The following is a 13,711-nucleotide window of genomic DNA, read 5'->3' on the forward strand; positions in this document are numbered from 1 at the left end:
CTAGTTTTGAACGTTGGTGGTCGGCGGTATGTTGGGTTTATGGTCATAGTCGCCAACGCGCTGTTTAATAAGATCAAAGTCAAAATGCTCGTTGCTCATGAGGCTGATAATGATGCAGACGATTGCACTGGCACCATAAGCGGTCAGTGATGCAAGCAGCACCATATATTGACGTAAGAAACCAGTGGCAAATATCAGCATCAGTATCAGTGTAAGGGCAGCAGCTGTCACAGCCATTTTTCGACCTAAAAAGCCAAATACCATGAGTCCAATTACCACAGCAGCACCAACGCTTGCCAATACTTCAAAAAACAGCGCCGTAACGCCAATGATAGGTATGAGCTCAAAGCGAGCGGTACAGAATAATAATAATCCGACGATGACGGCTGAAGTAAAGGCAGTGTTCGTCACGCGATTCCAGAACACACTGGCAATCACTGGGAATACAATCGCACCCCATAACGCACCGACGAAAACCAGCATCACGAGAATATCAAGCTTAAAGCTGGCAAAAATCAATCCTGCTGCCGTAGCGACAATCATGGTTCCGCGACCGACAAGCATCATGGTTTTTGGGTTTACGCCGCTTTTTTTGGCAATATTCTTGCCATAAATGTCAGCCATCATAATGGTAGATAGTGCTGATAAATCTGAATCAGCTGTTGAGGACAGTGCACCAATAACCAAGATAAAGAATAAGGCGATGAATACCGGATGTAGATACGTGCTGACCATTTGCGGAATCAAATTATTCATATTGCCATTGAGCGGCTCAATACCTATGGTTAATGCCATAAGTCCAATCATGCCGAGACCAATTACAATACCGGCATAGCCGACAGTAGCAGTAATAAAGGTTGCTTTAATTTTGCTTTTATCAATGGCAAATAGACGCTGGGTAATGGTTTGATTGCCAATAGCATAAGCCAATACTGCGACAAAATAGGGCGCACCTTGCTGAAAAAAGGCTTCAGATGAAAAGAAGTCTTGTTGCTGCAAGGTTAGATTTGAAAGCCCACTGACCATGACGGAAGGACCACCCATCGAAAACAGTACCGCTGGGATAATAATGACACCAATCGCCATTAACGCGACCAATTGGGCAAAATCGGTGAACACTGAAGCACGAAATCCAGAAGTTAAGGTATAGCTTAGCACTCCGACGCCAGCGATAATCACCCCTGTTTGGAATGACAAAGGTGATAATACTGATACCAATGCGCCAGCAGCGGTGAAATTGACCATCAAGCTAATTAAGCTGCCCATAAGGTTAGATATGGCTAAAATTAATTGGCTTGATGAGCCATGGCGGGCGTGAATAAGTTCACCCAAGGTATGTCCATTAGGGGCAAGTTCACGAAATCGCATCCCAAAAGGGTAGATGAATAAAATCATCAAGGCACCCCAAAAACCATAATGTAACGGTCCTGAGACGCCATATTTATAGCCGGACGTGGCAGCTGCATAAAATGACGCTGCCCAGATCCAAGTAGCGGTCATACTGGCAGCGCCCATACCAAAACCGACGTTGTGACCGGCGACCATAAAACCTGAGGTCGTCTCCTTATCTTTTTTTATTAATAAAGACAGCAGATAAGTACCACCATAAAATGCCAGTAATAGCAAAATGATGGTTAATGCTGAAAATTGGAACAATGACTCAGTTTTCAAATTCCTACCTCGCAATTGTTATAAGTAAAATGTAGATTAAAACGTATTCTCCCAGACTATCAGGTATGCAAAAACGACCTATTCAGCCTATAGGTCAATTATCGGTAGCACGCAACGAGATGAACCGTCACAAAAAAAATCGAAAGCGGATGGCTTTTGCCTCTATATGACTTCATCATAAATTATGAAGGATATGTCAAAAATCATAGGGACAACGCTCGATATGCGTCTGTAAATGGCTGAACCATTACGCTACGAATGATGCATACGTGATATAGCTGGCTGCTGATAAAGGCTTGTACAAGCATCTATAGCAATAATACGGATGAGCGGTAAGTCGCAACTGCTTGACTTATGCTAGGTTTAGATAGCGTGTATCAGATATATATAACCATGGATCGAGTATTGTTTTACTCAATCTATGGTCTAATACACATAATCCGTAATCGTGATGGCAAGCGATAAATGTCTAAGCATTTAACCTGACATACGTAGCATTGATAATTAAAACTACAGTAATGTTAAATATTAGTAACATGTTTGTGCCTTAAGACTAACCTATTCTGCTATCAATCACAAATTTTATGGTTAATTATTATAAATAATGATATATAAATTTGATCATTGAAAAGTCTGTTCGACAGATGAGGAAGATATTAAAAAACAAAGTTTGATGGAGGTGGTTAGACAAAGAATGTGTTCAAACATTAGAGTAGAAGAGGGTCTATGTATTTTAAGAGTCGGCATAACCTGCGTAGTAAGTCACGCGGTTATCACGTAAAAATCCTGCTAGGCCTAAGCCATAACGCTCGGCAACACGTACCGCGGTACTGGTCGGTGCAGACATACCAATCAGCCAAGGTATACGACTACGAATGGATTTTTGTACCAGCTCAATCGATAAACGCGAAGTCATTAGCACATAGTCAACCTCTACCTTATGATGCAACTGCCATCCTATGAGCTTATCAAGGGCGTTATGGCGCCCCACGTCCTCAAATAGGTACAGCTGCTGCTCGTATAGGGTTGCAGCAGCATGGACAGCGCCTGTGAGCTGATGGGTATGCTGGGCTGCATTGATTTGCGCCTGTATACTCAGTAAATCGTCAAGACTAGGCATCGCTCTACTAAGCAATAGCTTGTTTATCTGATATTTACTTAGATCGGGTAGTGCTTGCGTTAAACCCGTTATGCCGCACATACCGCATCCTGTGCGTCCTGCCAGTTGGCGTTTTTGCGCTTGAATACGCTGATGACAGCGCTGGTTTAAGACTAGCTCGACCACGTATATATCATAGTCTTGCAGCTGCTCTGAGAGCTGATCCAAGCTTATAAGCTCATCAGTCACATTAGAATTAAGAAAGTCTTTATTAGAAGAATTTTGAATGAAAGAATCAGGAGTAAAGTCTTGATAACTTTCATCGTCTGTTAATTGAGTAATATCCCAATCTAGTAATTCATGACTATGCTGAATCAATCCTTCACTATATAAAAAGCCGATGGCAAGGTATTCGAGCTGATAAGGACTTGCCATCAAGACAGCGTAATGAATGCCATTAATCACAATGGCTACAGCTGCCTCAACAGCCAACATTCCTGACTTGGTATCAATATCCAGCGGCGCATTCTTAGCAGCATCTAAAAATGTATCTGATGCATAGCTGTGTTTATATGCCACATGTAGCCGTGATAATGGCGCATCTTTCTTAAAGATATCTTCTGCAGCCAAGTGAAGTTTGTTTGCCATTGTGAGTGCTTGTTAGCCTGTGTTATTAATAAAATAAAAGTTCTAGTGCCGAGACATCCATCATACGGCAGTTGCCATACTGCTTTGTTCAAGACACTTCAATACCACGGTAACAGACTTATAAGCAGGTGTTCTGGATTCCGGCGCATGACTGTCCAAATCAAGGAGGTCATTACATTCAGGATAATAGGTTGCCACTGCATTCGCTGCAATATCCATCTCTGTCAGTATCAAAGGTCCTAACGTGCGCTCAGCATTTTGACTGTCTTGGCGCGATACCATGATTTGATCGCCTTTTTGCCAACCTAAGCGACTGATTTCATCTGGATGCATAAAGAGCACATCACGACGATCAGTCTGTCGGTAGCGATCTTGGAAGCCGAATATCATGGTGTTAAATTGGTCATGACTACGGACACTGGTTAGTTGCCAGACGTTTTGCTCAGCAGACTGGTTCATATCAAAGGTTTGATTGTTTACTGAATTATTTTGATAATCGGATGTCGTTTGTGCCATTTGCGTGGCAACGTAGGTAATCGGGTATTTCGGCACTTCAAACTGTGCTTTGCCACTCTCGGTATTCCATACCCGATGGCGCGCCGAATGATACAGATGAAAACCACGCTCAGCGGCACGAATACGCTGATTAAAATCCTCAAATCCTTCAATCGCTTGCGCAATATAATCACGAATAACATCAAAATCCGTACTCATCGCTTGCCAAGGGATTGAGGATTCAGATCCAAGTACATGAGTTGCCATATCTGCAACGATTTGCGCTTCGGATTTTAGCGTGTTACTGATAGGCTCAAGGCGTCCTCTGGTCGCCACAACTTGACACATTGAGTCCTCAATGGTGGCAAACTGCTCACCTTTATCAGTGATGAGGCGCTCGGTACGACCGATGCAAGGCAGGATAAGGTTGTTTTTACCAGGATATAGCATGGTTTCGTTAAGCTTGGTTGCGACAAAGACATTTAACTGGGTAGTAGTCAGCGCCGCTTGAATCGCACTTTTATCTGGCGCGGCAACCGCATAGTTGCCACCCATACTAACAAAGGCTTTGATGCCGCCTTTTATTAGTGCCTTTGCACCGGCGATGACATCAAGACCATCTTCTTGTGGCATCGGCTGCTTAAAAACGCGCTCAAGACTATCAAGCAAGCTCTGCTTAGGGCGTTCATGAATACCCATGGTACGATCACCCTGCACGTTTGAGTGTCCACGTACAGGCGATGCGCCTGCACCATCAATACCAATCATACCCATCAACAATAGCAAGTTAGTAATCATGGCAACATTATCCTCGCCTTGTACATGCTGAGTGATGCCCATGCCCCATGTGCAAATCGTTGCTGGACTCTCAGCAACCAACTTTGCGAGCATAATAATCTCTGCTTTACTAATGCCACAGCCAAGCTCTACATCCGTCCAAGATTGCTGACGTAACCAAGCATCCAGAGCGTCATAGCCTGAGGTATGCTGCTCAATAAAACCACTGTTTATCTTACCGTTTTTGGTGACCCATTTGGCCATGCCGGTTAATAAAGCCGCATCGCCACCGATTTGTATTTGGATAACCTCATCGACCATCTCATCACTTTGACCTGCTGCCATATGGGAGGGTTTTTGCGGATTTCTAAACTTGCTTAGACCTTGTTCGCGCATGGGGTTAATAGAAATAATGCGGCAGCCTTGCTTATGCGCGTGCGCTAGCATCTCAAGCATACGTGGGTGATTGGTTGCAGGATTTTGCCCAAACATTAAAATCAATTTAGCCTGCTCAAAATCTTCCAATATTATGGTTGCTTTGCCGATGCCTAGCTGCTTACCTAGCATCACTGACGTTGGCTCATGACACATGTTTGAGCAATCAGGCAAGTTATTGGTGCCAAAACAGCGCACAAATAGTTGAAACATAAAAGCAGGTTCGTTGGTTACCCGTCCTGAGGTATAAAACAGTGCTTCATCTGGCGAATCAAGCTGTTTTAATTGGTCAGCGATAATCTCATAAGCCGCTTCCCAAGAAATCGGCAGATAGCGGTCTTGAGTAGCATCATAATAGAGTGGTTCTGATAAGCGTCCACTGTGTTCAAGCTCATAGCCTGACCAGCCTTGTAGCGCTGTGACTGTATTATTAGCAAAAAAAGCCGCGTCTGCTCGTCTGTTCATCGTTTCACTGGCGATGACTTTGATACCGTTTTCACAGACATCTATGGCCTTATTTGACTTGTGATCCGGCCATGCGCAGCCCGGACAATCAAAGCCGTCCTTTGGCTGATTGCTATGTAAGACGCTGATACTGCCGCGCAAAAAAGCCTTGTAATCCATTAAGGTACGCGTAGAGGCAATCAGTGCAGGCCAGCCCGCTGCAGGGTGTATATAAACAGGAATTTTGCGCATGATAAACCTTATAGGCGAGTGCTGATAGATAACGGTCATTTTACTAAGAGCAGATGTATAAACGCTTACTATATAATGGCTAGTGGCAAAGTGGCGATATCATTACTTATCAATAACAAAAACCTCAAAGCAAATCAGGCGTGGCTGATGAGTAGAGGGCTTTGGTATATAAAAAGCGAGCTGATTCAAAAGATATAGTCAATGAAAAGTAATATCGGCATATTATGTACTGCTGGTATCAATTTTTCTTGCTTGCTGTACCTACGTAGACAGAGGCTGCAAAAAATTTGTACCAGCATTACCGTAGCGTTTTTAGGGTATGTTGACTATAGTGACGTTAGATTCTCAATTGGGAATAACGATCAGCTATTATTTTTATCGTAAACCAAAAGCAAAAAACGCCTACGATTAAGTAGGCGTTTTTTATTTATATTCAAAGAAATACGTGTTATCGGTTAGCTTAATATTAAGCTGTCATCATCAACTTTCTCGCCGCGTGTCTGCTCAAACATATCCAGTAAATCATGCACGTTCATGCCTTTACGGATATCGCCAGATACGTCTAATACCACCTGACCTTGATGAAGCATCACAGTACGCGTACCATGAGCTAGAGCCTGCTGCATTGAGTGCGTGACCATCATCGTTGTCAGCTGATTGTCGGTAACGATTTTATCAGTCAACTCTAAAACAAACGCCGCCGTTTTAGGGTCAAGGGCCGCCGTATGCTCATCAAGTAGTAGAATCTTAGACGGCTGCAATGAGGCCATCAGCAGACTAACCGCTTGACGTTGACCACCAGATAACAGTCCCATACGGTCGGTCAGACGATTTTCTAGACCCAACTTTAATACTGATAATTTCTCACGAAATAAGTCACGGTTATTTTGATTAAGCGCAAAGTTCAAACCACGTTTGCCGCCGCGCTTATAGGCAAGCGCCATGTTTTCTTCGATAGTTAGCGCCTCACAAGTTCCCGCCATCGGGTCTTGGAATACGCGAGCGACCCAATGAGCGCGTTGGTGCGCGGTTTTTTTGGTGACATCGATACCATTTAACAAGATTGAACCGCTATCGACGCGCGTGGTGCCACTGACCGCATTTAAAAAGGTCGATTTGCCTGCGCCATTGGTACCGATGACGGTGACAAATTCACCATCGGCGATATTCAGATTGATACCGCGTAGGGCAGGGTTTTCAATGGGCGTTCCAGGATTAAAGGTCAACCGCAAATCTGTAGCTTGCATCATAATTATAATTCCTTATGGTTGCACATTGACATTAAGCCCGAACTTTACGACTTAAAAATTTATTTTTAGCTTTTGGTAATACTAAGGCCAAGACCACGAGTAGCGCGGTAATCAAGTTTAAATCTTGTGGACCAAATCCGATACTACGTAGCGTATTGCTTGATAGAGCCACTTGAATAAAGAGCTTATAAAGCACCGCACCAACGACCACCGCAAAGGTAATCAGCCAAATACGCTTAGCTGGAATAATGGTCTCGCCGATGATAACCGCTGCCAAACCAATAACAATCGTCCCGATACCGATCGAGATATCAGCGCCACCTTGCGTCTGCACAAATAATGCGCCCGCTAACGCAATTAAACCGTTGGAGATTGCCATACCAATGATGGTCATCCATGAGGTGTTGATACCTTGCGCTTGTGCCATACGTAGGTTTGAGCCAGTCGCCCGCATCGATAAGCCCGTTTCGGTACTATAAAACCAGTTTAAAAACAACATGGCCAGTAGCACAACGACACCAATAATAAGGCAGCGCATCCAGTAACCATTGCCATCACTGACCAAGGTGCTAAATACGGTCGTTTCACCTAGTAAAGGCAGATTTGGCGCGCCCATAATCCGTAGGTTGACAGAGTATAAAGCAACCATCACAAGGATACTGGCAAGCAGCTGTAAAATACCCAGTTTAACGTGTAGCCATGCGGTGACGATACCCGCAACTGACCCCGCTAGCATACCAAAGGCACAAGCCAGCCAAGGATTCACACCAGCGATGATAGAAATACCCGCGACAGCGCCGCCCAACGGAAAACTACCGTCAGCGGTCAAATCCGGAAAGTCGAGGGTACGAAATGAGATAAGGACGCCGAGCGCCACTAGGCCATAAATCAGACCACTTTCAAGCGCACCAAAAAAAGCAATTAAAGACATAAGAGATCAGTAAGTCATAATCCAGCGTTTAATAAATGATGGCGAGATAATTGAGATAGGCGACATATCGCGCTATCAATCAGCCAACTTTGCTTAAACGACTAAGCGGTGAATTTAACAGATAGGGGTATCTGCAGTTAGGGTCAAGCAAAACTTATAATTACTATTAATAACCCTAAGTCTTGCTTATTTAAAGCCTTGAAAAAACAAGCCCAGCCTACTGACTGAGAGCTGGGTTTGTCTGCGCTACCTATATAGCCATATCAAAATAGCCATATCCAATTAACCTAGACGATAATTGATAAAAACTACCGTTTAAATTAGAGTTAAAAGCGGCAGTTATTCTAACACTACTTTTGCTTTATCGATAACGGCTTGTGGTAGCGTGATGCCTTCGGCTTGCGCATTCTTTGGACTGACATGTAAATCAAGCGATTGCGGCGTATAAACAGGGATTTCGCCTGCTTTTTCACCGTTTAAGATACGCGTAACGATTTTACCAGTCTCGCGGCCCAAATCGTAATAGTTTACCCCTAAGGCTGCAACGGCACCGCGCTCAACCGAACTGGTGTCAGAGGCAATTAGTGGAATCTTACTTTCTTTAGCGATTTGGTACAGTGATTCATAAGCTGAAACCACGTTATTATCCGTTGAGGTATAAATCATATCGACTTTACCTTCAAGGCTACGAGCGGCCATCGCAATATCGTTACTACGCTGCGCAGGCGCTTCGTGAACGTTAATACCAAGCGGGGTCAGATTCTCTTTTAGCGCTTTTAAAACGATGGTTGAGTTCACCTCACCTGGGCTATAGACATAACCGACGTTTTTTAGACTTGGAATAATTTGACGCATCAAATCGATTTGCGGCGCATAAGGAAGAGCATCAGAGGCGCCAGTAACGTTGGTGCCAGATCCATCAAGTTTCGGTACCAGTTTTGCTGCGACAGGGTCGGTGACCGCTGAGAACACCATAGGAATGCTGCTGGTAGAAGCGGCTACAGACTGAGCCGATGGCGTGGCAATCGCTACGATGACATCTGGTGCATCAGCGACGAATTGCTTGGCAATCTGACCGGCAGTGGCGGTATTACCTTGAGCACTTTGAAAGTTAACTTTCAGGTTTTCACCATCTTTAAAGCCGGCATCGTTTAGCTCATCGATTACGCCTTTACGTACAGCATCAAGTGCTGGATGCTCAACGATAGCGGTAATAGCCACCGTTTTCATTTCTGTTGTGGTATCGGTGCCCGCAGTACCATCAGTCGCGGTACCTTCTTTAGCTGGCTGATTACAACCAGTCAAAATAGCGGTACATATACCGCCCCATAAAAGAGCTTTGGCAAAACGATTCTGATACAACATGGGTCTTACTCCTGAAAATAATAATGTGTCCGTACATTATATAAAAGATAAATAGAAGATCTTACGTACTGCGGTTATAAACAGTGTTTGTTATAAATTATAAGCTATCTACTGCGTATTCACTCTTATCTACCAGCAATCATTTGCTGGCAGTTTTTGCTTTTTCATCGACATTAATAGCATTTTTCAACAGCTCATCTGACAGTACTACACCTTGCGTTTTAGCATGTTTAGGGCTGACGTAGAGTGTCAATTCGTTCATGACTTCAGGCTTAACGGTACTGACCGCTTCACCATTTAAAATGCGATAAACCATCTTACCTGTCGTACGACCAAAGTCATAATCATTGACACCAAGTGCTGCTGTGGCACCGCGTTGGACACTGAATTCATCAGAGGCAACAATAGGCAGTTTTAGCTCATTGGCAGCTTGTGCCATGGCTTCAAAGGCTGAGGCAACATTATTGTCAAACGAGGTATAAATAATATCCGCGCGACCCTGTAAGCTACGTGTCGCCATACCGATATCTGTTGGACGGTTGGCTGGAATATCTAGTAATGATAAGCCACGTGCCGGCAGCGCTTTTTTAAGCGCATCACGCAATGATACCGAGTTGGCTTCACCAGGACTGTATACATAGCCAATGGTTTTGAGGTCAGGCTTGATTTTTTGGAGCAAATCTAGCTGTGGCTCTAATGGTAATTGGCTTGAGAGTCCGGTCAAATTGCTTTGAAAAGGTTTACCATCTGCAGTGATCAATTTGGCACCCAGTGGGTCTGAGACGGCGGTATATATAATTGGTATGGTCGTGGTTGCAGATACGATAGATTGTGCCGATGGGGTTGAGATAGCAACGATGGCATCAGGATTGTCGCCGACGAACTGCTTGGCAATTTGTCCTGCGGTTGCCGTATTGCCTTGCGCACTTTGAAAATTAACCTTTAGATTTTGACCTTCGACATAACCGTTATCCGCCAACTCATCAATAATGCCGCGACGCATATCATCCAATGAGGGATGCTCAACGATTTGAGTAATTGCCAATGTTTTGGCAGGTTTTTGAGCAGTAGTGGTACTGTCATCGGTAGTCGTTGTAGTGTCTGCAGGTTTAGAGCAGGCTGATAATCCAAGCGCGGCGCTCATCGCAGCACCAAGTAGGCTAAAGCGTAAAGTAGTAGCAAAAATCATTTTATAGTGGCTCGTAGGTTAGAAAGTGCAGGTTACCCGAGTCAATGTTATGTGAATGCTGAGATAACGGGCTAACATCAAAGTAATCAATCCATTGATCATTATGTTCATATTATGACAGTAATGTAACTTATCGCAATAAAAAATTAAAGCGTATTCGTCACCAGTGTTATTAAAGCAAGTATTGACTGTTTTATTTGGCAAAATCATCTTTATTCGGCAAAACTCTGCTTAAAAAACGCACAAACCAGCAATTCAGCGATTACAAACGCACTTTATAATGAATGTAAGCTAATTTCTATACGAAAGTTACAGTGAGTCTGAAATCCATATCATTATCAATCATGCTGACATTAGTGAATGTTCAACAGACTCTACCATCTACTTAATCTTTTTCAAATGAATATTTTAAGGATGACATTATGAACACTACTAATCTTAAGTTATTAACCATCGCTGGCATTACAGCGATCTCATTGATTTCCTTACCTGCTATGGCAAAAGAGGGTCACGGTAATAATCATGGCAAGGGCAAATCTGCGTATGTCGGTAAAGATAAGCATGAACAAGTACAGCTCAAGCAGCATCAGTCAGAAAAATATAAATTTAAAAATGGTTATAGCAGCAATGCCCAGCCTAACATTAATGCTTATCGTCATGCTAACTCTAACGCCTCATTCAAGCGTGATCTCGATCAATACGGTTACAGAGTAGTCGGCAACATTGATAGAGATATTTATGATCGTTCGGTAATTTTAGACCGTTATGATGACCGCTATGTTCGTATTCGCACGCCAGAAAATAAAATTGTGACGGTCGTTAATGATACGTTGCAGATCATTGATATTTTGACCAGATAAACAGCAAGCTTACTTTCTATTCTTTTTAACATAAAAAACGGTCTATTTAGACCGTTTTTTGTTTTGCTCTTTTATTACTACTTAATTAACTTAACGTTTTTAAGCCAGTGAATCACCGATAACGGCTTCATCAGGTAAGGTAATTACCACCAGACCTGTTTTCGGGTCGCCTGACGACAATATCATGCCTTCCGATATGCCAAATTTCATCTTACGCGGTGCCAAATTGGTCACGCAAATAACCTTTTTACCTTGTAATTGCTCAGGCTCATAGAATTTTCGAATACCGCTAAAGACGTTGCGAGGTTGTGCTTCACCAACATCTAGTGTGAACTGAAGCAGTTTGTCCGCGCCTTCGACATGGTTGCAAGCGATAACATGAGCGACTTTCATCTCGACTTTGGCAAAGTCCTCGATACCGATATAGTCTGCTTGTTCGGTACTGCTTGGCATTGCTGCAGGCGAGGTATTTTTTGCTGCTGCTTTATCGTCTTGGCTAGCGGTAGGTGCACCTACTTGTGTCAATGAGGCTTTAGAATCTTCAACCATCGCTGCAATATCTTTTTCTTCAATACGCTGCATCAGTGGTTTAAACTTATTAATTTGATGACCAAGCAACCACTCATTACGGCTGGCAAAACTTAAATCATCAATGTTCAAGAATTCTTTAGCATTGGCAGTCAGCTCAGGTAATACAGGCGCAAGATATACCATCAATTGACGGAAGATATTGATTGCCACAGAGCAGATATCTTGAACTTCTTGCTCTGCGCCTTCAACCTTGGCAAGCGCCCACGGTTTTTTGTCATCGATGTATTCATTGGCTTTATCAGCACACTGCATAATCAGGCGCATGGCACGAGAAAATTCACGGTTTTCATAAGCCGCAGCAATCTCATCGCCCGTATTGGTGATGTCTTCTAATAGGCTTGGCTCAGCACAGACGTCTGTCAGCATACCATCATACTTTTTGACCAAAAACCCAGCGCTGCGACTGGCGATATTGACTACTTTACCAACGAGATCAGAGTTGACCTTTTGCATAAAGTCTTCTAAATCAAGGTTAATGTCTTCGACTTTGTCAGATAACTTACTCGCAAAGTAATAACGCAAGTACTCAGGATGCAAATGCTCAGCATAAGTGTCGGCTTTAATAAAGGTGCCACGCGACTTACTCATTTTTTCGCCATTGACCATCAAGAAGCCATGAGCAAAGACGCCAGTTGGTGTACGGAGTTCACTACCAGCAAGCATGGCAGGCCAAAATAGCGCATGGAAGTAAACGATGTCTTTACCGATGAAGTGATACACTTCGGTTTTATGCTCGTTTTCTTGCGCCCAATAATGGTCAAAGTCTAGAGCCTCTTCTGTACCTGCACGCTTATCACACAGGTTCTGAAAGCTTGCCATATAGCCAACAGGCGCATCTAGCCATACGTAGAAGTATTTGTCTGGCTCATCGCTTGGCGTGTCTGGAATTTGAAAGCCAAAGTAGGGCGCATCACGCGAGATATCCCAACTGGTCAAGCCGGCATCGAACCACTCTTGCAGCTTATTGGCAACTGAGGTTTGCAAGCGATTATCACTGCGCGTCCAATCCTTTAAAAATTGCTCAAACTCTGGTAAGTCAAAGAAATAATGCTTTGAAGTCTTTAGAATAGGCGTCGCATTTGATAACGTAGAGTACGGATCTTTAAGTTCTGTCGCATCATAAGTCGTACCGCAGACTTCACAGTTATCACCATATTGGTCGGTAGCGGCGCACTCAGGGCAGGTACCTTTAACAAAACGATCGGCTAAAAACAGCTGTTTTTCAGGGTCAAATAGCTGCTCCACATCACGAGTAGAGATATGACCTGCATCTCTAAGGCGGCGATAAATCAGCTCAGAGAATTCCCGATTTTCTTCTGAATGCGTTGAATGATAATTGTCAAAATTAATCAAAAACTTAGCAAAATCGGCTTCATGAGCAGCTTGCACATTGGCAATTTGCTGTTCTGGTGTTACGCCATTGTCTTCGGCTTTGAGCATGATGGCAGTACCATGAGCATCATCCGCACAGACATAAGTCACCTTATGACCTTGCGCCTTCATCGACCGTACCCAAATATCAGTTTGGATATACTCTACAAGATGCCCCAAGTGAATGTCTCCATTGGCGTAGGGCAGGGCACTGGTTACTAAAATCTCACGCACTTTCATCACCTATATTCTTATATAAACGGGTTGGTTATCAATAGAAATTGAAAAAGTGTGCCTATGATACCGTAATTCGGCTAAATTTGTGATATTGCT

At 43.5% G+C, this 13,711-nt stretch carries 9 protein-coding genes; 1 reads left to right on the forward strand and 8 read right to left on the reverse strand.

Features of this window, described 5'->3' with window-relative positions:
• The 7 genes from JMX89_RS04770 to JMX89_RS04800 form a co-directional block, all read right to left on the reverse strand.
• Complete coding sequence (locus tag JMX89_RS04770) at positions 1-1,656, reverse strand: sodium:solute symporter family protein (protein WP_201531290.1); 1,656 nt, start codon at positions 1,654-1,656, stop codon at positions 1-3.
• Between the two features lie 748 nt (positions 1,657-2,404).
• Positions 2,405-3,418 (reverse strand): formate dehydrogenase accessory sulfurtransferase FdhD, encoded by a 1,014-nt coding sequence (gene fdhD, locus JMX89_RS04775; RefSeq protein ID WP_201531271.1) that lies wholly within the window; start codon positions 3,416-3,418, stop codon positions 2,405-2,407.
• 60 nt (positions 3,419-3,478) lie between these two features.
• Complete coding sequence (locus JMX89_RS04780) at positions 3,479-5,821, reverse strand: FdhF/YdeP family oxidoreductase (protein ID WP_201551016.1); 2,343 nt, start codon at positions 5,819-5,821, stop codon at positions 3,479-3,481.
• A gap of 455 nt (positions 5,822-6,276) precedes the next feature.
• Positions 6,277-7,071 carry an ABC transporter ATP-binding protein gene (locus JMX89_RS04785; RefSeq protein ID WP_201551018.1) on the reverse strand — a complete coding sequence of 265 codons (795 nt, stop codon included), beginning with the start codon at positions 7,069-7,071 and terminating at the stop codon, positions 6,277-6,279.
• 31 nt (positions 7,072-7,102) lie between these two features.
• A complete protein-coding gene (locus JMX89_RS04790) occupies positions 7,103-8,002 on the reverse strand; it encodes an ABC transporter permease (RefSeq protein WP_144296482.1) in 900 nt (299 codons plus the stop codon).
• A gap of 339 nt (positions 8,003-8,341) precedes the next feature.
• The gene (locus tag JMX89_RS04795) at positions 8,342-9,367 is read right to left on the reverse strand and encodes an ABC transporter substrate-binding protein (RefSeq protein WP_201551020.1); all 1,026 of its coding nucleotides are present in this window, start codon (positions 9,365-9,367) and stop codon (positions 8,342-8,344) included.
• A gap of 139 nt (positions 9,368-9,506) precedes the next feature.
• Entirely contained in the window at positions 9,507-10,556 is a 1,050-nt protein-coding gene (locus JMX89_RS04800) for an ABC transporter substrate-binding protein (protein WP_020443733.1), read from the reverse strand.
• 422 nt (positions 10,557-10,978) lie between these two features.
• Between JMX89_RS04800 and JMX89_RS04805 the strand changes: the two genes are divergently transcribed.
• Entirely contained in the window at positions 10,979-11,416 is a 438-nt protein-coding gene (locus JMX89_RS04805) for a hypothetical protein (RefSeq protein WP_133104496.1), read from the forward strand.
• Positions 11,417-11,515: 99 nt separating this feature from the next.
• On the opposite strand, the gene metG is transcribed toward JMX89_RS04805, so the two are convergent.
• Positions 11,516-13,618, reverse strand: coding sequence for a methionine--tRNA ligase (metG, locus tag JMX89_RS04810; protein WP_201531291.1), 2,103 nt, complete (start codon positions 13,616-13,618; stop codon positions 11,516-11,518).
• Positions 13,619-13,711: the final 93 nt, after the last annotated feature.

It is taken from the genome of Psychrobacter sp. DD43 (assembly GCF_904846555.1).
GTDB lineage: Bacteria > Pseudomonadota > Gammaproteobacteria > Pseudomonadales > Moraxellaceae > Psychrobacter > Psychrobacter cryohalolentis.

Excerpts from the sequence above, each read along its gene's own strand:
- fdhD (WP_201531271.1), bottom strand. The coding sequence starts at position 3,418 with ATGGCAAACAAACTTCACTTGGCTGCAGAAGATATCTTTAAGAAAGAT.
- JMX89_RS04780 (WP_201551016.1), bottom strand. The coding sequence starts at position 5,821 with ATGCGCAAAATTCCTGTTTATATACACCCTGCAGCGGGCTGGCCTGCA.
- JMX89_RS04785 (WP_201551018.1), bottom strand. The coding sequence starts at position 7,071 with ATGATGCAAGCTACAGATTTGCGGTTGACCTTTAATCCTGGAACGCCC.
- JMX89_RS04790 (WP_144296482.1), bottom strand. The coding sequence starts at position 8,002 with ATGTCTTTAATTGCTTTTTTTGGTGCGCTTGAAAGTGGTCTGATTTAT.
- JMX89_RS04795 (WP_201551020.1), bottom strand. The coding sequence starts at position 9,367 with ATGTTGTATCAGAATCGTTTTGCCAAAGCTCTTTTATGGGGCGGTATA.
- JMX89_RS04800 (WP_020443733.1), bottom strand. The coding sequence starts at position 10,556 with ATGATTTTTGCTACTACTTTACGCTTTAGCCTACTTGGTGCTGCGATG.
- JMX89_RS04805 (WP_133104496.1), top strand. The coding sequence starts at position 10,979 with ATGAACACTACTAATCTTAAGTTATTAACCATCGCTGGCATTACAGCG.
- metG (WP_201531291.1), bottom strand. The coding sequence starts at position 13,618 with ATGAAAGTGCGTGAGATTTTAGTAACCAGTGCCCTGCCCTACGCCAAT.